Annotated in this window: 24 protein-coding genes; 17 read left to right on the top strand and 7 right to left on the bottom strand. The window is 34.8% G+C overall.

Going from position 1 to position 20,096, the window contains the following annotated elements:
- The first annotated feature begins 55 nt into the window (after positions 1-55).
- Complete coding sequence (locus F0362_RS19625; RefSeq protein ID WP_000421687.1) at positions 56-2,164, top strand: polyphosphate kinase; 2,109 nt, start codon at positions 56-58, stop codon at positions 2,162-2,164.
- A gap of 168 nt (positions 2,165-2,332) precedes the next feature.
- Here F0362_RS19625 and F0362_RS19620 read toward each other — a convergent pair whose 3' ends face one another.
- Entirely contained in the window at positions 2,333-2,569 is a 237-nt protein-coding gene (locus F0362_RS19620) for a hypothetical protein (protein ID WP_000283739.1), read from the bottom strand.
- Positions 2,570-2,666: 97 nt separating this feature from the next.
- Positions 2,667-3,524, bottom strand: a complete 858-nt coding sequence (locus F0362_RS19615) for a metallophosphoesterase (protein ID WP_002048880.1) — start codon at positions 3,522-3,524, stop codon at positions 2,667-2,669.
- Positions 3,525-3,765: 241 nt separating this feature from the next.
- On the opposite strand from F0362_RS19615, the gene fadH reads away from it, so the two are divergent.
- The 4 genes from fadH (at position 3,766) to F0362_RS19600 (ending at position 6,675) form a co-directional block, all read left to right on the top strand.
- Entirely contained in the window at positions 3,766-4,530 is a 765-nt protein-coding gene (fadH, locus tag F0362_RS19610) for a 2,4-dienoyl-CoA reductase (protein WP_000660910.1), read from the top strand.
- A 255-nt stretch (positions 4,531-4,785) separates the two neighbouring features.
- Positions 4,786-6,003, top strand: coding sequence for an EAL domain-containing protein (locus tag F0362_RS19605; RefSeq protein WP_000564311.1), 1,218 nt, complete (start codon positions 4,786-4,788; stop codon positions 6,001-6,003).
- Complete coding sequence (locus F0362_RS30605; RefSeq protein WP_000544074.1) at positions 6,003-6,131, top strand: hypothetical protein; 129 nt, start codon at positions 6,003-6,005, stop codon at positions 6,129-6,131. The genes F0362_RS19605 and F0362_RS30605 overlap by 1 nt, the downstream gene beginning before the upstream one ends.
- A gap of 55 nt (positions 6,132-6,186) precedes the next feature.
- Positions 6,187-6,675, top strand: a complete 489-nt coding sequence (locus tag F0362_RS19600) for a DUF3993 domain-containing protein (RefSeq protein WP_001233803.1) — start codon at positions 6,187-6,189, stop codon at positions 6,673-6,675.
- Positions 6,676-6,787: 112 nt separating this feature from the next.
- Here F0362_RS19600 and F0362_RS19595 read toward each other — a convergent pair whose 3' ends face one another.
- Complete coding sequence (locus F0362_RS19595; RefSeq protein ID WP_000717877.1) at positions 6,788-7,024, bottom strand: glutaredoxin family protein; 237 nt, start codon at positions 7,022-7,024, stop codon at positions 6,788-6,790.
- A 233-nt stretch (positions 7,025-7,257) separates the two neighbouring features.
- Between F0362_RS19595 and F0362_RS19590 the strand changes: the two genes are divergently transcribed.
- The 10 genes from F0362_RS19590 to F0362_RS19550 all read left to right on the top strand — a co-directional run bounded on the left by F0362_RS19590 (position 7,258) and on the right by F0362_RS19550 (position 14,290).
- Positions 7,258-7,494 (top strand): YkuJ family protein, encoded by a 237-nt coding sequence (locus F0362_RS19590; protein ID WP_000055152.1) that lies wholly within the window; start codon positions 7,258-7,260, stop codon positions 7,492-7,494.
- A gap of 215 nt (positions 7,495-7,709) precedes the next feature.
- Positions 7,710-7,859 carry a hypothetical protein gene (locus tag F0362_RS30600; RefSeq protein WP_000440536.1) on the top strand — a complete coding sequence of 50 codons (150 nt, stop codon included), beginning with the start codon at positions 7,710-7,712 and terminating at the stop codon, positions 7,857-7,859.
- Between the two features lie 74 nt (positions 7,860-7,933).
- Positions 7,934-8,452: a ribonuclease H-like YkuK family protein gene (locus tag F0362_RS19585; protein WP_000348650.1), complete on the top strand. Its 519-nt coding sequence runs from the start codon at positions 7,934-7,936 to the stop codon at positions 8,450-8,452.
- Positions 8,453-8,569: 117 nt separating this feature from the next.
- Positions 8,570-8,761, top strand: a complete 192-nt coding sequence (gene abbA / locus F0362_RS19580; protein ID WP_001188532.1) for an antirepressor AbbA — start codon at positions 8,570-8,572, stop codon at positions 8,759-8,761.
- Between the two features lie 169 nt (positions 8,762-8,930).
- On the top strand, positions 8,931-9,374 hold the full coding sequence (gene cbpB / locus F0362_RS19575; protein ID WP_000623575.1) for a cyclic-di-AMP-binding protein CbpB: 444 nt from the start codon (positions 8,931-8,933) through the stop codon (positions 9,372-9,374).
- A gap of 182 nt (positions 9,375-9,556) precedes the next feature.
- Positions 9,557-10,441 (top strand): transcriptional regulator CcpC, encoded by an 885-nt coding sequence (locus tag F0362_RS19570; RefSeq protein WP_002039481.1) that lies wholly within the window; start codon positions 9,557-9,559, stop codon positions 10,439-10,441.
- A gap of 71 nt (positions 10,442-10,512) precedes the next feature.
- Entirely contained in the window at positions 10,513-11,235 is a 723-nt protein-coding gene (dapD, locus tag F0362_RS19565) for a 2,3,4,5-tetrahydropyridine-2,6-dicarboxylate N-acetyltransferase (protein ID WP_000783253.1), read from the top strand.
- Between the two features lie 61 nt (positions 11,236-11,296).
- Positions 11,297-12,427: an N-acetyldiaminopimelate deacetylase gene (locus F0362_RS19560; RefSeq protein ID WP_000218680.1), complete on the top strand. Its 1,131-nt coding sequence runs from the start codon at positions 11,297-11,299 to the stop codon at positions 12,425-12,427.
- A 247-nt stretch (positions 12,428-12,674) separates the two neighbouring features.
- Positions 12,675-13,541, top strand: coding sequence for a hypothetical protein (locus F0362_RS19555; protein ID WP_001167326.1), 867 nt, complete (start codon positions 12,675-12,677; stop codon positions 13,539-13,541).
- Between the two features lie 83 nt (positions 13,542-13,624).
- On the top strand, positions 13,625-14,290 hold the full coding sequence (locus F0362_RS19550; RefSeq protein ID WP_001290442.1) for a potassium channel family protein: 666 nt from the start codon (positions 13,625-13,627) through the stop codon (positions 14,288-14,290).
- A gap of 38 nt (positions 14,291-14,328) precedes the next feature.
- Here the strand turns inward: F0362_RS19550 and rnjA are convergent, their stop codons facing one another.
- Both rnjA and F0362_RS19540 read right to left on the bottom strand, forming a co-directional pair.
- Positions 14,329-15,996, bottom strand: coding sequence for a ribonuclease J1 (gene rnjA, locus F0362_RS19545; RefSeq protein WP_000670378.1), 1,668 nt, complete (start codon positions 15,994-15,996; stop codon positions 14,329-14,331).
- 4 nt (positions 15,997-16,000) lie between these two features.
- A complete protein-coding gene (locus F0362_RS19540; protein ID WP_000576438.1) occupies positions 16,001-16,213 on the bottom strand; it encodes a DNA-dependent RNA polymerase subunit epsilon in 213 nt (70 codons plus the stop codon).
- 546 nt (positions 16,214-16,759) lie between these two features.
- Between F0362_RS19540 and F0362_RS19530 the strand changes: the two genes are divergently transcribed.
- Positions 16,760-17,533 carry a Cof-type HAD-IIB family hydrolase gene (locus F0362_RS19530; RefSeq protein WP_000998284.1) on the top strand — a complete coding sequence of 258 codons (774 nt, stop codon included), beginning with the start codon at positions 16,760-16,762 and terminating at the stop codon, positions 17,531-17,533.
- Between the two features lie 62 nt (positions 17,534-17,595).
- Here F0362_RS19530 and def read toward each other — a convergent pair whose 3' ends face one another.
- Both def and F0362_RS19520 read right to left on the bottom strand, forming a co-directional pair.
- The gene (gene def, locus F0362_RS19525) at positions 17,596-18,150 is read right to left on the bottom strand and encodes a peptide deformylase (RefSeq protein ID WP_000957051.1); all 555 of its coding nucleotides are present in this window, start codon (positions 18,148-18,150) and stop codon (positions 17,596-17,598) included.
- Positions 18,151-18,318: 168 nt separating this feature from the next.
- Positions 18,319-18,465 (bottom strand): YjcZ family sporulation protein, encoded by a 147-nt coding sequence (locus tag F0362_RS19520; RefSeq protein ID WP_000274562.1) that lies wholly within the window; start codon positions 18,463-18,465, stop codon positions 18,319-18,321.
- 514 nt (positions 18,466-18,979) lie between these two features.
- On the opposite strand from F0362_RS19520, the gene pdhA reads away from it, so the two are divergent.
- Positions 18,980-20,095, top strand: a complete 1,116-nt coding sequence (gene pdhA / locus F0362_RS19515; protein WP_000536895.1) for a pyruvate dehydrogenase E1 component subunit alpha — start codon at positions 18,980-18,982, stop codon at positions 20,093-20,095.
- Position 20,096 lies beyond the last annotated feature (1 nt).

The following is a 20,096-nucleotide window of genomic DNA, read 5'->3' as shown; positions in this document are numbered from 1 at the left end:
AAAATAAAAGTAACTAAATTATAGTAAAAAAGTTTCAAGGGGAAGTGTGAAGAGAATGGAATTGTTGAAGGGGAACATCGTAAATTTAAATGATACAGCATATTATAATAACCGAGAGCTAAGTTGGTTAGCATTTAATGAACGTGTACTACAAGAAGCGCAAGATGAAAATAATCCACTCTTGGAAAGATTAAAGTTTATTAGTATTTTTAGCTCGAATTTAGATGAATTCTTTATGGTACGTGTAGCGGGTTTGAAAGATCAAGTGAGTGCTGGGTTTAATCAACCAGAAAATAAAGCTGGCTTAACACCAAAAAAACAATTAAATAAAATTGAGATAAAAGCCCATGAATTAATGACCGTACAATATGATACGTTTAAAAATTACGTATTGCCAGCGCTTGAATTAGAGGGGATTGAGCGTTTAACATTCCATGATTTGACGAAAGAACAGAGAGAATTTATAGAAGATTATTTTGATGAGCAAATTTTTCCGGTTTTAACGCCTGTAGCTATCGATGCATACCGTCCATTTCCGATGTTATTAAATAAAAGTTTGAACTTAGCTACTCTTTTATATGATGAGAAGCAAGTGGAGGAAGAAAACCGTACGAAGTTAGGAATTGTGCAAGTTCCTTCATTACTTGAACGCTTCATATTTTTACCGAGTGAAGGGCAAAAGCATAAATTTATTTTATTAGAAGACGTAATTAGTAGTTTTACTCATAAATTATTCACAGGATATAAAGTATCATCTGTTACTCGTTTCCGTATTACACGTAATGCGGATTTAACAATTCATGAAGAGGGTGCGAGGGATTTATTAAAGGTAATTGAAAAAGAGTTGAAAAAGCGTAAGTGGGGAGCTGCTGTACGTTTAGAAGTTGGCAAAGAACACATTGATGAAAGAGTATTAACATTATTATACGAGGTGTTGGAAGTAAAAGATGAAGATGTATATATAATGGATGGACCGTTAGATTTAACATGTTTATTCTCTTTATATAAAAAATTAGCACCATTATATGAACATCTCATTTATCCAGCCCTTATTCCGCAACCACCTCAAGACTTAGGTGATGAGGAAGATGTATTTGAAAAGGCGATTGAGCATGATATTTTATTACATCATCCTTTTGAATCGTTTCAGCCAGTAGTTGATTTTGTCCGTGATGCGGCAGACGATCCGAATGTACTTGCGATTAAACAAACATTATATCGAGTAAGTGGTGATTCTCCGATTATTCAGGCGCTAAAAGTAGCAGCTGAAAAAGGAAAACAAGTCACAGTGTTGGTGGAGTTAAAAGCAAGGTTTGATGAAGAGAATAATGTTCATTGGGCTAAAGAATTAGAACAGGCTGGGTGTCACGTTATTTACGGTGTAAGTCACTTGAAAACGCATAGTAAAATTACGCTAGTTGTAAGAAGAAAAAACGGAAAAATCGAAAGATTCGTACATCTTGGAACCGGAAATTATAATGATGCAACAGCAAAGTTATATACCGATTTTGGCTATATTACATCACGAAAAGACTTTGGGGTCGATGCAACAAATTTCTTTAATTATTTAAGTGGTTATACAACGAAACCGCATTTTCACCATTTATCAGTTGCACCATTTGATATAAGAGAGCAATTTATGGATTTAATAGATGAAGAAATTCGTTATCATAGGCAATATGGAAATGGCTATATTATCGCTAAGATGAATTCACTAACGGATAAACCATTAATAAAAAAAATGTATGAAGCATCACAAGCGGGAGTAAAGGTAGAGCTCATCGTTCGAGGAACATGTTGTTTAAGACCTGGTATTCCAAATGTAAGTGAAAATATTCGTGTAGTTAGTGTTGTAGGAAGATATCTAGAACATAGCCGTATTTATTATTTCCATCATAATGGAGAGGAGAAAATATATTTATCTTCAGCTGATTGGATGACGCGAAATATGGAGAAACGAGTAGAAATATCCTTCCCAATTCTAGATATTGAAATGAAAGCAAGAATAAAGGCGATTTTACAGCTTACTTTAGCAGATAATGTGAAAACACGCGAACAAAATAAAGATGGTGACTACTATTATGTTATTAATAGTAGTGCAGAGGAGATTGATAGCCAAGTGAAGTTGTTTAAGATGGCGTATCAAAATACAGATGCTGAATAGCAAGAACAAAGTAAAAAACCTCTTATTAATAAGAGGTTTTTTACTTTGTTCTCTACTTATTATACGTTCTCAAAATAGAAGAATGTGTAGAGAGAATAGTTTTTATTGTAAGCATATTAATCGATTGTCTAATAGAGAGAATAGCGTTGGTAGAATTGTTGGCATACATTAATAATAGTATGGTTGTTGACAAGGTCCACCATAACAAGGATAAGGTGCTGGTGGCGGGTAAGGTGGTGGATAAGGTGGATAAAATGGTCTAGGGCCGAAAGCTAATGCTCCGCCGAGCAATCCACCAGCAATTCCAGCTAGAAATGGAACGCCAAAAAACGGAAAGAATCGTGAGTCGCCTACTGGGCCAATAGGTGCTGAACGAACTGGGATTGGTTGATAATATGGATACATGAACAAACCTCCTTTATTGGACTCACTTATATCATATGGTAAACGAAACGTGGATGAGCGCGTACAAGAAAGGATATGTAAGAAAATAGGCGAATTATTACGAATGTTGTAGGGTGAAGAGTGTAATTTCAGGTTTTGACATAAACCGGAATGGGACACGTGTTCTTCCAAGTCCGCGATTGACATAGAGAGATAAGTCTTGAATGGAATAGAAGCCTTCAATGTAGTGTTTGGCAAGTGATGGGGTAACGATAGCACCTAAAAAAGGGATTTTTACTTGTCCGCCGTGGCTATGACCAGAAAGTTGCAAGTTGATTGGATATGTAGCAATTTGTGGCGCAATATCTGGCTCGTGAACAAGAACAATGTTATAAGTATTTTGCCGCGCTTGTTGTAGTGTTTCCGCTATTTTTGGTTTGCCAAGTAGTATATCATCGAGTCCGAAAATAGAAATTTCACTATTATCCAGTAGACGAATTCGTTTTTCGCTATTTTGTAATAGTTCAAATCCAGATTCACGCATGATGTGATCATAGTATTCAGTTCCATATCCGCCGTGATCATGGTTACCATAAATAGCAAATTTACCGAAGGGTGCTTGTATATTCTTTAAAATGGATGCAACGAAAGGAGTATCAGTATATGTTTGGTAATTATCAATGAGATCACCAGTAAAAAGGACAATATCTGGGTTTGCAGCATTAATCTTAGAAATGATTTGAGATAAATGTTGGAGCGAGAAATAGTATCCGAGATGTAAATCGCTAAATTGAAGAATCTTCATACCATGAAAACTTTTTGGTATGAGCTGTGATTTTAGTGTGTGCTCTGTAAAAGAGATCATATGCGGCTCTATGTATTTAGCGTAATAGTAACCGATACTAGTGGTTATAAATGAATATAGACAAGTGCGTATTCCATTTTTCAAAAAATCTCTTCGTGTAATTTGCTTCATAAAAGTATGAGTATACCTATTTGATTTATATCATGTGTTTTCGTTCCATATACAGGCTACTCAAATCTCCTTTCAGTTTTTTTTAATATATTTAAAATAATAAAGAAGTAGTATAGCTTACGGAAAAATGAATGAAAAGAAGTCTCTTTAAGTTAAAATATCAGAAAAGTTTAAAAATATAAAGATTTCTATCAAATAAAATGATAAAATGAATGTGTATTCATTTTTGGGAGGGATATATATGAAAGAGAAGGTAGTAATTATAACAGGTGGATCGAGTGGAATGGGAAAAGGAATGGCAACTCGTTTTGCAAAAGAAGGGGCACGAGTTGTTATTACAGGGCGTACAAAAGAAAAACTGGAGGAAACAAAGTTAGAGATTGAACAGTTTCCAGGGCAAATATTGCCTGTACAAATGGATGTACGAAATACTGAAGATATTCAGAAAATGATTGAACATATTGATGAAAAGTTCGGACGAATTGATATTTTAATAAATAATGCAGCTGGCAACTTTATTTGTCCAGCAGAAGATTTATCTGTGAATGGCTGGAATTCGGTCATTAATATTGTGTTAAATGGTACATTTTATTGCAGTCAAGCTGTCGGGAAGTATTGGATTGAGAAAGGTATAAAAGGAAATATCATTAATATGGTAGCGACATATGCATGGGATGCAGGTCCAGGAGTTATTCATTCGGCTGCAGCAAAAGCTGGCGTATTAGCAATGACTAAAACGCTTGCTGTTGAGTGGGGACGTAAATATGGAATACGAGTTAACGCTATCGCACCAGGGCCGATTGAACGTACGGGCGGTGCCGATAAATTATGGATTTCAGAAGAAATGGCTAAGCGTACACTACAAAGTGTGCCACTTGGAAGACTAGGTACGCCAGAAGAAATTGCGGGTCTAGCTTATTATATATGTTCAGATGAAGCTGCATACATAAATGGAACATGCATGACAATGGATGGAGGACAACACTTGCATCAATATCCATTTTAAGAGGGATGACCAAATGAATGTTTGATTCATTTTTTTGTGGTAAAATGTGACGGAATTGTGACATGTGAAAGAAAGGTATTTACAAGAGGTCATATATACGGTATATTTAAGACCTCTTTTTTCTTCATAGTAGAATTGCTAATTCCCCTTAGCATTTTACCCCTCTAATCCCTTCAGGAAAACTGAAGGGATTTTTTATTATTTTTCCGTAAATATCGTGTTATAATTTTTGAAAAGTAAAGGGAGGGAAGCACGTTGATAGATGCATTAGATGTAATGAGTAACTTGGATAAAGTCCTTCCTTATTATCAAGCTATTTTTAGTGCTGATGAACATACAGTAATTGGATATGAAGTAGTAGGACGTATTCAAACAGAAGAGGGCATACAAAGTTTAGCTTCGTTCTTTCATGATGATTCTATTCCAAGTGAGTTTCAACTGGAAGCGGATAATATTATAGTAGAAAAAGCTTTAAACCGTTATTTAGAAAGCAATCAAAAATTGTTATTATTTATACATCGAAATGCTAACGTATTAATGAATGACGAAGATGAAAGTTTACTTCAACTTTTATTGATGTATGAAAAACAAGGTTTAAATTTGAACCACATTGTTTTAGAGATAACAGAGCATGAATGTAAAGAAGATATTGAGCAATTTAATCATTTGCTTATGTATTATCGTACATATGGTATTCAGATTTCGATTAATAAAGTTGGAACGGGTACAAGTAATTTAGAACGTATTAGCGTGTTAGCACCTGATATTTTAAAAGTAGATTTAACAAACTTAAGGCAAACTGCACTTATACAATCTTATCAAGATATTTTATATTCCTTATCTTTACTTGCAAGAAGAATTGGTGCAACGTTGTTATATGAAGAAATTGATGCTTTTTATCAACTACAATATGCTTGGAAAAACGGTGGTAGATACTATCAAGGTAATTATTTAAAAGAATGTTTACCTGATTTTATTGAAACGAATGTTTTAAAAGAGAGACTTGGTAATGAATGTCATCAATTTATTCAGCATGAGAAAAAGAAGTTGCAAAAAATTTATCATTTAACAGAGATGTTACGTGATCGAATTGGTGATGTTCTGTCAAAACAAAAAAAGAATGAAGATATAAATGATTGGTTATTACAATTTAGCCAAAGTATATCACAATGTAGTTTTCGCATATTTATTTGCAATGAAGATGGTTTTCAACAATCAGGTAATGTTATGAAAAAAGATGGGGAATGGATTGTGATGCCGGAGTATTATATGAAGAACTGGAGTTGGCGTCCGTATTTTCTTGAGAATATTATGAAAATGCGTTTTGAAAATAAGGCGAGACTTTCAGATTTATATGCCGATATTGAAACTGGTGAAATGGTACGAACATTTTCTTTCCCGATTGATGATGAAAACTTTTTATTTATAGATTTATCTTATGAATATTTATATGAAGAAGATGTTTTATTTTAATGCACGAAGAGATTCGTGCATTTTTTTGTTTGTTTTTATCAGAAATTGGTAATAGTGAAAATGGTGATGAAAATGCTGTCTATCGTTGTAAAGATTTTACGAACGAAACCATCCCTTTCTTTGCATAATCATTGTTACAATGAATACTACAAAGACAAGTTCTTTTAAAAGGAAGGTGAAAAAATGAGGAAATATGGAATATGGCTTGTTCTATTTGTATGTGTTGCCTTTCTAGTTGGTTATAGTGTTACAACTGTTTTAGGAAAAGAGGAATTGAAAGTCGATCGGAAAGACGTGTTTACAACGATACAAAAAGGCTATGAAACCCAATTTTCAATTCGCGGGAAGCATTTGCCGATGAATAAGATGATAGAGACGTTATCACCGTATTTTACAGATAATTTCCTTCAAGTATTTACAGATGAAAATAGTAGAAGTGATAAACAAAGTGGTGAATATTTACTTCCAGCAAAAGAAGCACCGTTTTCTTTTAATTCGGAAACGAAAATGGCGTATGATGAAGAGCATAAAAATTTATATGTATATGAGCGGGCGAAAAGTGGACAATATCAAATTGTAACATTGAAAAGGGATCAAGATAAATGGAAATTAGCAGGGTATCATGAAAGCCAAGAACTTTTAACTGAAATAAAAAGGTTACAACAATTATAAAGCTAATAATCAGTGGGGGCTTTATATCCCACTGATTATTAGCTTTCATCAATCGGGAGTTTTACTGCCCATAAATAACGAGATAAAAATAGGAATAGGTATTTACCTATTCCTATTCTATATTGAGTAGCTGTTGTAATTTTTCGATTTGAAAACCTGCAACCACTTCACCGTCGATTACAACTGTTGGAGTTGAATAGGAATCATAGTCGTATAAAAGTCGATCTCGAGCAGCAGCGTCTTTTTTTACGTCAAATTCTTCATATGAAACGTTATTATGCTTTAAAAATTCTTTCACAATGACACATGGCGGACAATCAGGTTGTGTGTAAACCTCAATTTTTTTCATTGTAATTCCTCCTTTTTTCTGTTTTTTATTATATTATTCCAGTATGGAAATCGCAATAAAGAAGGAAAAAGATGTTCTTTCTGTGTTTTCCTTTGCATTTCGACAAATTTTTAGTTGAGTTTCTGGCCAATAACCTTTATCCTAGACTGTGGAACATTTTTTCTGTTATGACGGATAGAATGAGTATAGCTGTAAAACCTATTGGTAGGAAGATTAGAGAAAGGAGAGATTTCATGTCTCTACTCCAAGGAATTTTAACACGACTTGTTAGTCTACAAGAACAAGCTGTAAGCGGTGAAGTAGCACAACGCTATTTTGAAGTGAACGGTGAGCGCAAATGTAGCGTGAAATTTTTCGATAAAAGTGAAATGTATGAATTAGAAGTGTATCAACAAGGTGAAAAACCTCAAGTGTATCAATTCGATAATATCGATATGGTTGCAATTGAGATTTACGATATCATTTCTTGATACATATAAAAAAGGTACTGCCTATCGCAGTACCTTTTTTAGTTCTTTTACTTTCCAGTATATATGTATAGGAATTTTTCGTTTTTCCTACAATGGTAATAAAGTAAGACTTTAATCAGTGGAAGTGCTTATTATCGACTGATGATTGGCCTACATCAATCAGGAGTTTTACTGCTCGAAAATAGCGTGATAAAAATAAATAGGAGGTGTGTTATGTGGAACGTTTACCAGTTGTGATCTGTCCTAATTGCCACAATTCTGCAGAGATTATTCATGTATTAACGGCTCAATCGAATCAAAATGTAATTTATACTTGCCAAGTTTGTCATTTTGTAATGCGAAATATTGAGACGAATAAAGGATAGTAAGTTATAATTTTTGTTTTTGTCCCATACAATGAGAATACGAAAAGTCTGTCTAATGGAAAGGACGTGACTATGTGGACGGTGGGCATAAATTCTATAATGTTTCAGAGAGACATTTGAATTTTGATACGGTCTTTAACCGCATTTGTAGTTTCATTGAAAAGGATCCACGAAATTTATATCGATTATCTATTGGGACAGACTCACAGGCACATCAAAAAGATACGAGATTTATTACGGCAATCCATATTCACCGTGTTGGAAAAGGGGCTTGGGGATGTTTACACCATAGGTCAGTAAAAGATAAGCCGGCAACATTACGGGAGAAAATATATTTAGAAACACAGTTTAGTCAAGAAATCGCTTGCCTATTTACTCCTAACCATATACAAACCATATGGGATTTATTGCATCCATATGCTCAAGATGGGGCTGGGTTCATAATGGAAATTCATTTGGACATAGGGAATGATGGTTTAACAAAAGAATTTATTTTAGATATGACAGCGAAAATTCAAGCGATGGGATTAACTGCAAAAATTAAGCCGGATGCTTATGCGGCATTTAGTTATGCAAATCGATATACGAAATAATTTTTATATGGTTACAATTGTTACATGTTTTTATTAAAAACTGAATATTACATCTACTAAATAAGTTGGAAATTTTATATAATGAGAGTAACGATGGGATTATAAGGAGAGGGGTATATGCAAAGGGAATTTGTTTTAACGAAAGAAGAAGAAAGTTTGTTACTAGATATTTTATTTCAACAAAATTATGCGAGTGAAATTTTAGCTGTAGAACTTACAGATATTGAGAATGGTTTGAAACAGACAGATGTGACGCAATATAAAAAAATCACAAGGTTATTTTACAGATTAAAAAATAAAGGGTATTAAGTGCTACCGTAATGGTAGTCTTTTTTTTGTGTTGTATGCTAAAATAGCTGTGTAATTGTATTTTTATTGAAATAAAGTTAGGACAAAATAATAATATGAAAACGCTGTCATAAAATAAGAATAGAATCGGTGAATATAAGCAGGAAAAAGGGAAAATGGGGGATGTAACATGATTAGTATTCCAAAAGACGAGTTTCAGCAAATTCTTGTGAAAGATTTAATGATTTCATCAGAAAAAGTAGCACATGTCCAAATTGGGAATGGATTAGAGCATGCTTTACTCGTTCTTGTGAAATCTGGATATTCGGCAATACCTGTTTTAGACCCAATGTATAAATTACATGGGTTGATTAGTACTGCTATGATTTTAGATGGTATGTTAGGGTTAGAGCGCATTGAGTTTGAAAGACTTGATGATATGAAAGTAGAACAAGTGATGAAGGAAGATATTCCGGTTCTTAAGTTAGAAGATTCATTTGCAAAAGCTTTAGAAATGACAATTGATCATCCTTTTATTTGTGCTGTAAATGAAGAAGGGTATTTCGAGGGGATTTTAACACGTAGAGCTATTTTAAAATTATTGAATAAAAAAGTACGGCAGCATAATCGATAGACAATAGGAGGAAAGTGACTTCATAGAAACGGAGAAGTCACTTTTTTTCGTGCATATCAGTTGTGTATGTATTATATTTAAAAAGACATAAAACATAAGGAAAGTTCGAACTGAAAAATTGTATTTTTTGTATAAAAGTATTCAGTTAAATTCAGGATGAAAAGCTTATTGAAATAAGGTGTATGGAAGCTAAGGAAAGAGGGAGAAAGTTGCAAATTGATGATTTTCAAATGATGGTTGTGTTAGCCCAGGAATCAAATATGAGAAAAGCGGCGGAACGTTTATTTGTTTCCCAACCTGCGCTTAGTCAACGATTACAATCTATGGAGAAACAATGGGGAATGAAATTTTTTATTCGTTCACAAAAAGGATTGACAATTACACCTGAAGGGGAAAAAGTCGCAAATTATGCAAAAGAAATGTTACAAAGAGAAGAGAATATTAAGAGCGAACTGGCAGTTTTTAGAACGGAAACATATGGAACGTTAAAAATAGCTGTTGCATCGGTTATTGGTCAATATTGGCTCCCTCCTGTGTTGAAAAAGTTTGTACAAAAGTATCCTTCTGTGAAGATATCGCTGTTTACTGGCTGGAGTAGTGAAGTGCAAAAGCAATTTTATGAGGGCGATGTTCATGTAGCTATATTAAGGGGATCACAGGAATATAAAGGACAAAAGCAACAATTATTTGAAGATGAATTATATTTAGTCGATAAAGAAATAAAAGATATTTCGATGTTAAAAGAAACAAATAGACCATTTATTCAATTTAAAAGTGATTCGACTTATTATGGTCAAATACAAAATTGGTGGTATGGGTTATTCTCTAACCCACCTAAGCGAACAATTGTAGTTGATCAAATTGAGACGTGCAAACAACTTGTTCTAAATGGTATAGGTTATGCATTATTGCCTTCTACAGTATTAAAAGAAGTGCAGGAAAATATGTATAAAACACCTGTTCAATTAACGAGAGAAACATGGTTGTTAACGAGTGAATCAGCAAGACAATTGAAGCAAGTACAAGCGTTTTTAGAAATTATAGAAGAAATTCAAAGGGAAAAATAAGATTATTGTCTTGCTACTCGCTCTATCGTTTGGTAGAGTAACAATATAAATGGATTTAGGAGGCAACAAGAATGAAAATGATGGACGCTAACGAAATTATTTCGTTTATTCAAAAAAGTGAAAAGAAAACTCCTGTAAAGGTATACATAAAAGGGGATTTAAAAGAAGTAACGTTCCCTGAAACAGTACAAGCATTTGTAAATAAAAAATCTGGTGTAGTATTCGGAGAATGGTCTGAAATTAAGACAATTCTTGATGAAAATAGCAAGCACATTGTTGACTATGTAGTTGAGAACGATCGTCGTAATTCTGCAATCCCAATGCTTGATTTAAAAGGTATTAAAGCTCGTATTGAGCCAGGCGCAATTATTCGTGACCACGTTGAAATTGGTGACAACGCTGTTATCATGATGAATGCAACAATTAACATCGGTGCTGTAATTGGCGAAGGTACTATGATCGACATGAACGCAGTGCTTGGTGGACGTGCAACGGTTGGCAAAAACTGTCATGTAGGTGCAGGTGCTGTACTTGCGGGTGTTATTGAGCCACCTTCTGCAAAACCAGTTATCGTTGAAGACGATGTTGTAATTGGTGCAAATGTAGTTGTTTTAGAGGGCGTTACAGTAGGTAAAGGTGCAGTTGTAGCAGCAGGAGCTGTTGTAACAGAAGATGTGCCTCCATATACAGTTGTTGCGGGAACTCCAGCACGTGTAATTAAAGAAATTGATGAGAAGACAAAAGCGAAAACTGAAATCAAACAAGAGCTTCGTCAATTAAACCCAGAGAAATAAAAAACAAAAAGCGTAAGAGCATAAATAGGCTCTTACGCTTTTTATAGATAGAGGTGCAAAAATGACAGTAAGCAAATTTGTCCAAGTTCGTAGAGATTTACACAAAATCCCGGAAATTGGATTTAAAGAGTGGAAAACACAACAGTACATTTTAGAGTATATAGAAACACTTCCTAACGAATATTTGGAAGTGAGAACATGGAAAACAGGTGTAATTGTTAAAGTAAATGGGAAAAGCCCAGAGAAAATAATAGGTTATCGTGCAGATATAGATGGTTTGCCAATAACAGAGGAAACTGGATACGAATTTGCTTCTGTACATGAAGGAATGATGCATGCATGTGGACATGATTTGCATACAACAATTGGTCTAGGCCTCCTAACAGCAGCTGTGAGTGAAAGAATAGATGATGACCTTGTGTTTCTATTCCAGCCGGCAGAAGAAGGTCCAGGTGGCGCTCTTCCTATGTTAGAAAGTGAAGAGCTAAAAGGATGGAAGCCTAATATAATTCTTGGTCTTCATATTGCACCAGAATACGCTGTAGGAACAATTGCGACAAAAGAAGGTCTGTTATTTGCGAATACATCAGAATTATATGTTGATTTAAAAGGAAAAGGTGGACATGCGGCTTATCCACATACTGCGAATGATATGATTGTTGCAGCCAGTCACCTTGTTACACAACTTCAATCCGTTATTAGTCGTAATGTGAATCCTCTTGACAGTGCGGTAATTACAATTGGAAAAATAACAGGTGGTACAGTTCAAAATATTATCGCAGAAAAATCTCGTTTAGAAGGAACGATTCGAACATTATCAGTGGAATCAATGAAGCGTGTGAAAAGCAGAATTGAGGCAATTGTTGCAGGTATCGAAGCTTCTTTCCAGTGTGAGGCGATTATAGATTACGGAGCAATGTATCATCAAGTATATAACCACGAAGAGTTAACGAGAGAGTTTATGCAATTTGTACATAAACAAACTGATATGAATGTTATTACATGTACTGAGGCAATGACAGGTGAAGATTTTGGTTATATGCTTCGAGAAATCCCTGGATTTATGTTTTGGCTTGGAGTAAATTCAGAATATGGTTTACATCATGCGAAATTAAAACCAGACGAAGAAGTGATTGAAAAGGCAATTACATTTTTAAGCCAATATGTAAAGTGGAAAGGAAATAGAAAATAAAACTTCCGCTCTCTTGAAGGTTCCAAAAAAATTTTTGTTCTGAGGTGTAAGTAACGCTCGTATAGATTGATTTTAGACATTTACATACAAATGAAAGAATTAAAGTTAATTGTACTGTTTTAATAATGAGCAGGGGGTTTTAGCCACTGCTCATTATTAATTATTTGACTAACTTATATATGTTTACTTTTAGTATGAAAAGTGTGTAAAATCAATGTGAAACATAGAAAAAAGGGTGGGGAATTACGTGCAAATTAGCAGTGCGATTTTATGTTTCGTCTTATATGCGTATGTTATTATTGCGGCGGTTTATTTTGGGATAAGTTTTTATGCCTATCGTCTAGTAGATAATAATGAATATGACGAAACATACAAATGGGTGAAGAGATATTTATCACCTGTACTAGAAATTATGAATGGGTTTGTGCTCTTTTTATTTATTGGATTAATTGCTTTCTCAACGAGTTTAGTAGGGAATAAAACTACATTATTTGTACTAGGTATCATTATTTTTATGCTGCTAGGTATACGAATTGGTAATACGGTCTTTTGGAATGAAAGAAAAGTAGATGGTTGGACGGGAATGTTAATCCCGTGTATGCTAGCTGCAATCGTGACAAATATAGAGCATGAATATTATCAATTACACTTTTGGCTTATTATCGTTTTAACGATTCTTTCTGTTTTGTATATAAGTACAGTAGTACTAACATACATTGCATATGAAAAAGGAGATGTTCAAGGTACCCGCTTCTTTAGAGGGCGAGCACTATTCTGGAGTGTGCCAACAATGGCGGTTATCGGGATTATTGCGATATTAGTGAATGGATACCAATTTTCTAATTGGCAACTGTTGTTAGAAAATTGGTGGATTTTCATCGTTTCATTTATTGCTTTTTTAGGCGCAACGCATTATTTATTCCATCAACATCATTACATATGGGCGCTTGTATTTGCTTTTACGCAGCTTCTATTTGCTTTTTTCGGCCAAGAAACGTTATTGTTCGTTTTTGAAACATTTAGTTCGTTTGGAAATATATTTGTATTTGGTATGTTACTTGTTGGTATCGCCTTTTATTTACAACAATATTTTTATATACAAAAACAAAAATAAGTATGATTTACACGTTTTTGTGACGTATATAAAGTATGTTACAATGAAAATACATAGTACTTGAAGTTATTGGAGGAATTCCTGTGAGTGAGAAAGAAAAAGAATTTGCTGTCATCGGGCTTGGGCGTTTCGGTGGAAGTATTTGCCGAGAACTAGCTCAATTAGGTATGGAAGTAATGGCAATTGATTCAGATGAGGATAAAATTAATGAGTTTGCAAATATAGCTTCACATGCTGTAATTGCAGATTCAACAGATGAGATGGTATTGAAAAGTCTCGGTATTCGTAATTTTGATCATGTAGTCGTTGCTATTGGAGATAATTTAAATTCAAGTATTTTAACAACGTTAATTTTGAAAGAGTTAGGTGTAAAAAATATTACTGTAAAAGCTCAAAATGACTATCATGAAAAAGTATTAAGTAAGATAGGTGCAGATCACATTGTACATCCAGAGCGTGATATGGGAAAACGGATTGCTAATAATATTGCATCAAGTAATGTATTAGACTATCTTGAGCTTTCAGATGAGCATAGTATTGTAGAGATTATTGCAAATAAAAAAATTGATGGGCACTCTTTAATTGAATTAGATATTCGTGCGAAGTTTGGATTGAATATTGTAGCAATTAAACGTGGTAAAGAAGTTATCGTCTCTCCTCGAGCTACGGAAAATATTCAAGCGGGGGATATATTAATTGTAATTGGTCATGATGACGAAGTAGATCGTTTTAAACACTTTTTAAGATAAGAGAAAAGGACAATGCCATGAAGGCATTGTCCTTTTTCTTATATTTCCATAATGATTGGTAAAATCATTGGGCGACGTTTCGTTTTTTCGTATAGGAATGGTGCTAATGTGTCTGTAATCTCATTTTTAATTTCAGACCATTGTGTTGTTTTCCGTTCCATTACTTTTTCTAAATGTGTTGTAATCAATGTTTGAGCATCGTTGATTAAATCGCTGCTTTCACGCATATAAACGAAACCACGCGAGATGATATCAGGTCCTGCTGCAACTTTAAATTCCTTCATATCAATGCTTACAACTACAATTACAAGCCCTTCTTCAGAAAGGATGCGACGATCGCGTAATACGATATTACCGATATCTCCAATACCATTTCCATCGATATAGACAGAACCAGATGGAATTTTTCCAGCTACACTTGCTTCATCTGAACGCAAGGCAAGAACATCTCCGTTATCCATGATGAAACAGTTCTCTTCTGGAATACCGCAATCATTCGCTAATTTCATATGCATACGTTGCATACGATATTCACCATGAATTGGCATGAAATACTTTGGTTTAATTAGACGTAGCATTAGTTTTTGCTCTTCTTGTCCGCCATGTCCACTCGTATGAATGTTTGACAGCTTGCCATGGACTACATTAGCACCAGCACGATACAACATGTTAATTGTACGGCTTACACTAATTGTGTTACCAGGGATTGGTGAAGAAGAGAAAACAACTGTGTCGCCAGGAATAATTTGAATTTGACGATGAGTACCATTCGCAATACGGGAAAGTGCTGCCATTGGTTCACCTTGACTACCAGTACATAAAATAACCACTTTATTAGCTGGTAGGCGGTTTAGTTGAGATGTGTCTATGAATGTATCTTTTGGACATCGGATATACCCAAGGTTTTGTCCAATCTCGATAGCTGCTTCCATACTTCGACCAAATACAGCTACTTTACGATTATTTTCAACAGCAGCCTCAACAACTTGTTGTAAGCGATGGATATTCGATGCAAAGGTTGCGAAGATAATACGACCTTCTACTTTGCGGAATATATCTTGAATACTATCGCCAACACGGCGCTCAGACATCGTAAAGTTTGGAACCTCACTGTTTGTACTGTCAGATAAGAGACAAAGTACACCGTCTTTTCCGATTTCAGCCATTTTTGTTAAATCTGCTGGCTCACCGACTGGTGTGAAATCGAATTTGAAATCACCTGTATGAACGACTTGTCCTTGAGGTGTTTTCACAACAACTCCGTATGAATCCGGAATACTGTGAGTTGTACGGAAGAAGGAAACAGATGTCTTTTTAAATTTAATAACATCATCTTCTTGAATTTCATAAAGCTTCGCTTTACGAAGTAATCCGTGCTCTTCTAATTTGTTTTTTATTAGTGCAATTGCTAATTTTCCACCGTAAATTGGAATGTTTACTTGACGTAATAGATAAGGGATTCCACCGATATGATCTTCGTGACCATGTGTAATGAATAATCCTTTAATTTTATCTTCGTTTCGCACAAAATAAGTGTAATCAGGTATTACATAATCGATCCCGAGGAGTTCGTCTTCTGGAAATTTAATTCCAGCGTCAATTATAATAATTTCATCTTGAAATTGAACAGCATATGTATTTTTACCGATTTCACCAAGACCACCGAGAGCAAAAACGGCAACTTGATCATTTTTTAGAAATTTCATATGGCTATACAATCTCCGCTAATACTAAATCAGCGTTTTGTTTTTCATATTCAAGATGAGCGCCAGTAACAGACTGAACAAACTCGATATTATATGCGAACTTATTTAATTTTTTACGAACATCCTTTTCAGACGTAGCCTCTAAATATACAACTTTTGTATTTTCACGTACTGGGACCTCAGTTAATTTTTCTTGATAAAATACTTTAAAAATCATTTGGAAAACCTCTCCTTGTCTATGTTTTGCATTATCTGTTACTTATTATAAAGCAAACAGTCACGATTTTCATGTTTTTTCGAATGAGAATGAAGAAAAAGCCCGAAATGGGCATAATTTAAGCGATTGTCTTCTTCCGGACTAAATCGTTTAAATAACGCTTAAGCTTTTTCTTCAGCTTCTTCAGCATGATTACTCCTTCCTTTCCTTATTCTAAACATGCATATTACTAGTGAAAACTCTATCTCTGACATAAGAAAGAGGGGAAAGTGAATGGAAAACCTTGTCCTTTCTCATACAGTGAAAGTTATTCTATAGTAACGATTAGTAGCCGTTAGTTATAGATATAGTATGAGGAAGAATGGAAAAGAAAATTCATTAGAACAAGTATTCACCTTTTTTACTAATATATATATGCATGTTTCATAAATAAGGTCAGAAAGTGAACGCTTTCTTCACAGATGTTTAATATGTTATACTTTTTTTTAGAATTTGAAAAGCGATTATCAAAATAGGAGTAAAGAGTGCCAGAAAGGGTTTTGACAAATGAATGATAAAATTGTCTTTTTTGATATTGATGGAACATTATTAGATCACGATAAAAAAATTCCGCAATCTACACGAGATGCAGTAAGACATTTGCAGGAAAAAGGGGTGCATGTAGCAATTGCGACAGGACGCGCACCGTTTATGTTTGAAGATATTCGTAAGGAACTCAATATACATAATTATGTTAGTTTTAATGGACAGTATGTTGTCTTTGAAGATGAAGTAGTATTTAATAATCCGTTACACCCAGCTGCCTTGCATAAGTTTACTCAGTTTGCAAAACAAGAAGGATATCCACTTGTATATCTTGACCATCAAGAAATGAGAGCGACAGTGGAATATCATGATTATGTGAAAGAAGGTTTTGGAAGCTTGCAGTTCGAGCATCCGGCATATGAACCTGATTTTTACGAAAAACGCGATATTTATCAAACGCTTCTTTTTTGTGAAGTAAATGAAGAGGAAAAGTTTATTAATCAATATCCAGATTTTCATTTTATTCGTTGGCATGCGTATTCAATGGATATCATTCCTAATGGTGGTTCTAAGGCAAAAGGGATTGAGAAGTTCATTGAAAAATTAGGATTTAGCCGTGAACAAGTGTATGCATTTGGGGATGGTTTAAACGATTTAGAAATGATTGAAGCAGTTGGGACAGGCATTGTGATGGGGAATGGTCATGAAGATTTGAAAAAACTTGCAAATCATGTGACAAAGGATGTAAGTGAAGACGGTATATATCATGGATTAAAATGGGCTGGCTTGTTATAAGTAAATATGGAACCCATTTCATAAAATAAAGGGGCGGGAGATTAATTCCCGCCTTTTTATTATTAGCGCTCTAAAGGTTTTGAATCATCAGGAGCGGCAAAAGGATTTTCTTTATTGATATGGTCATAGAACATAACACCATTTAAATGGTCAATCTCGTGCTGGAATACGATTGCTGGTAAACCTTTTAAACGTAATTTTACTTCTTCTCCGTTAATAGAAGTCGCTTTTACTGTAATTCTTGTATAACGAGGAACATAACCAGGTACTTCGCGGTCTACAGATAGGCAGCCTTCACCACCCTGTAAATATGTACGTTCAACAGAATGGCTAATGATTTTTGGATTGAATAATGCATGGCTATATAATGTACCGTCCGCATCGGTTACATGAACTGCAATCATTTTTTTTGAAACACCGATTTGCGGAGCCGCTAATCCGATTCCAGGGCGTAAACTATATTTTTCAGCCATTTCAGGATCTTGGCTATTTATTACAAATTCAATCATTTCTTTTAAGGTAGTTGTATCTTTTTCGCTTGCCGGTAATGACACCTCTTCTGCAACGTTGCGCAAAATAGGATCTCCTTCGCGAATAACATCTTTCATTGTAAGCATATGTAATCTCTCCTTTCCTCTTTAGTCTACCAAAGGAGATGGAAAAAGTCATCGGCAAGAAAGGGAAGGCATTTTGGAAATCGTTCTATTATAGAGTATTTATGTATGTGATAAACAGAAAAAGACGGCAAAGCCGTCTTTTTCTTTCCATAGTTGTTTCGTTTTACATTAGCGAATGCAAGCAGCACCAACGATAATTAAAAGAATAAACAACACAACGATTAAGGCGAAGCCGCGTCCAGACCCGCCACAAGAACCGCCATAACCGTAGGAAGGATATGAACAAGTTGGATAGCAATATGAGTATCCGTACATGAGATGACCTCCTTTATCATTTCCCGCTAATACTGCGGTTACTATAATGTATGGAAGAGAGGGGAGAAATGTATAGGTATTTACCTAAAAAAGGAAGGATAGTTTGTATATTTTTGTTACGAAGAGAGAAAAACTAAAGAGAATTAAATCGTTTACATATTATTCTAAGAGAAAAAATAAGTGAAAAAGGGAATAATATAACAGTAGGTCAACGCTTACTAATACAGATGTAAAAAATAAAAACACGTTTGTGTAGTAGAAACCTGCATATTATTTATAAAAAAACGTATTCAAAGTAATTGACATCGTAATTAGAATAGTTGTAAACTAAAAAACGTGATCAAGATTGTATTAATATGTTTCTGAAAAAACATTAGTACAGATTGTTAGGTACACAAAATTATTCTCAACCGACAGATAAACATGTTGGTTTACATCGTTGCGCTTTTTAAACTGGAAAATAGCCAGTGAAAGCGTTTCAGAATATGGTTCAAGAGAGGAAGAGGTGAACGGAATGGGTACTAAAACAAAAAAGACCCTATTTAATGTTGATGAGCAAATGAAAGCTATCGCAGCTCAATTTGAAACATTACAAATTTTAAATGAAAACGGTGAAGTTGTGAATGAAGCAGCTATGCCTGAATTATCTGATGATCAATTAAAAGAATTAATGCGTCGTATGGTGTATACTCGCGTATTAGATCAACGTTCTATTTCTTTAAACCGTCAAGGACGTTTAGGTTTCTACGCACCTACAGCTGGACAAGAAGCTTCTCAATTAGCGAGTCATTTCGCACTTGAAGCAGAAGACTTCATCTTACCAGGATACCGTGATGTACCACAATTAGTATGGCACGGACTTCCATTATATCAAGCATTCTTATTCTCTCGTGGACACTTCATGGGTAACCAAATGCCTGAGAATGTAAATGCATTAGCTCCACAAATCATTATCGGTGCGCAAATCATCCAAACTGCTGGTGTTGCGTTAGGTATGAAACTACGTGGTAAAAAATCTGTTGCAATTACTTACACTGGTGACGGTGGTGCTTCACAAGGTGACTTCTACGAAGGTATGAACTTTGCGGGTGCATTCAAAGCTCCAGCAATCTTCGTTGTTCAAAACAACCGTTATGCAATCTCTACTCCAGTAGAAAAGCAATCTGCAGCTAAAACTGTAGCACAAAAAGCAGTAGCAGCAGGTATTTACGGAATTCAAGTAGACGGTATGGATCCATTAGCTGTATACGCAGCAACTGCTTTCGCTCGTGAGCGCGCAGTAAATGGCGAAGGCCCTACTTTAATCGAGACTTTAACATTCCGTTATGGTCCACATACAATGGCTGGTGATGACCCAACTCGTTACCGTACAAAAGATATCGAAAACGAATGGGAACAAAAAGACCCAATCGTACGCTTCCGTAAGTTCTTAGAAGCTAAAGGCCTATGGTCTCAAGAAGTTGAAGAGACAGTAATCGAAGAAGCAAAAGAAGATATCAAACAAGCAATTGCTAAGGCTGACCAAGCTCCAAAACAAAAAGTAACTGATTTAATGGAAATCATGTACGAAAAAATGCCTTACAACTTAGCTGAACAATATGAAATCTACAAAGAAAAGGAGTCGAAGTAAG

The organism is Bacillus sp. BS98, from assembly GCF_008432245.1.
In the GTDB taxonomy this organism is placed as follows: Bacteria; Bacillota; Bacilli; order Bacillales; family Bacillaceae_G; genus Bacillus_A; species Bacillus_A toyonensis.
The sequence above is the reverse complement of the archived record's forward strand: the minus strand, read 5'-3'. Positions and strand labels throughout refer to the sequence as shown.

Excerpts from the sequence above, each read along its gene's own strand:
- abbA (WP_001188532.1), top strand. The coding sequence starts at position 8,570 with ATGCAAAGGGAATTTGTTTTAACGAAAGAAGAAGAAAGTTTGTTACTA.
- def (WP_000957051.1), bottom strand. The coding sequence starts at position 18,150 with ATGCTTACAATGAAAGATGTTATTCGCGAAGGAGATCCTATTTTGCGC.
- F0362_RS30605 (WP_000544074.1), top strand. The coding sequence starts at position 6,003 with ATGCACGAAGAGATTCGTGCATTTTTTTGTTTGTTTTTATCAGAAATT.
- F0362_RS19540 (WP_000576438.1), bottom strand. The coding sequence starts at position 16,213 with ATGATTTTTAAAGTATTTTATCAAGAAAAATTAACTGAGGTCCCAGTA.
- F0362_RS19625 (WP_000421687.1), top strand. The coding sequence starts at position 56 with ATGGAATTGTTGAAGGGGAACATCGTAAATTTAAATGATACAGCATAT.
- fadH (WP_000660910.1), top strand. The coding sequence starts at position 3,766 with ATGAAAGAGAAGGTAGTAATTATAACAGGTGGATCGAGTGGAATGGGA.
- F0362_RS19615 (WP_002048880.1), bottom strand. The coding sequence starts at position 3,524 with ATGAAGCAAATTACACGAAGAGATTTTTTGAAAAATGGAATACGCACT.
- rnjA (WP_000670378.1), bottom strand. The coding sequence starts at position 15,996 with ATGAAATTTCTAAAAAATGATCAAGTTGCCGTTTTTGCTCTCGGTGGT.
- F0362_RS19620 (WP_000283739.1), bottom strand. The coding sequence starts at position 2,569 with ATGTATCCATATTATCAACCAATCCCAGTTCGTTCAGCACCTATTGGC.
- F0362_RS19570 (WP_002039481.1), top strand. The coding sequence starts at position 9,557 with ATGGAAGCTAAGGAAAGAGGGAGAAAGTTGCAAATTGATGATTTTCAA.
- F0362_RS19560 (WP_000218680.1), top strand. The coding sequence starts at position 11,297 with ATGACAGTAAGCAAATTTGTCCAAGTTCGTAGAGATTTACACAAAATC.
- F0362_RS19600 (WP_001233803.1), top strand. The coding sequence starts at position 6,187 with ATGAGGAAATATGGAATATGGCTTGTTCTATTTGTATGTGTTGCCTTT.
- F0362_RS19595 (WP_000717877.1), bottom strand. The coding sequence starts at position 7,024 with ATGAAAAAAATTGAGGTTTACACACAACCTGATTGTCCGCCATGTGTC.
- F0362_RS19530 (WP_000998284.1), top strand. The coding sequence starts at position 16,760 with ATGAATGATAAAATTGTCTTTTTTGATATTGATGGAACATTATTAGAT.
- cbpB (WP_000623575.1), top strand. The coding sequence starts at position 8,931 with ATGATTAGTATTCCAAAAGACGAGTTTCAGCAAATTCTTGTGAAAGAT.
- dapD (WP_000783253.1), top strand. The coding sequence starts at position 10,513 with ATGAAAATGATGGACGCTAACGAAATTATTTCGTTTATTCAAAAAAGT.
- F0362_RS19590 (WP_000055152.1), top strand. The coding sequence starts at position 7,258 with ATGTCTCTACTCCAAGGAATTTTAACACGACTTGTTAGTCTACAAGAA.
- F0362_RS19520 (WP_000274562.1), bottom strand. The coding sequence starts at position 18,465 with ATGTACGGATACTCATATTGCTATCCAACTTGTTCATATCCTTCCTAC.
- pdhA (WP_000536895.1), top strand. The coding sequence starts at position 18,980 with ATGGGTACTAAAACAAAAAAGACCCTATTTAATGTTGATGAGCAAATG.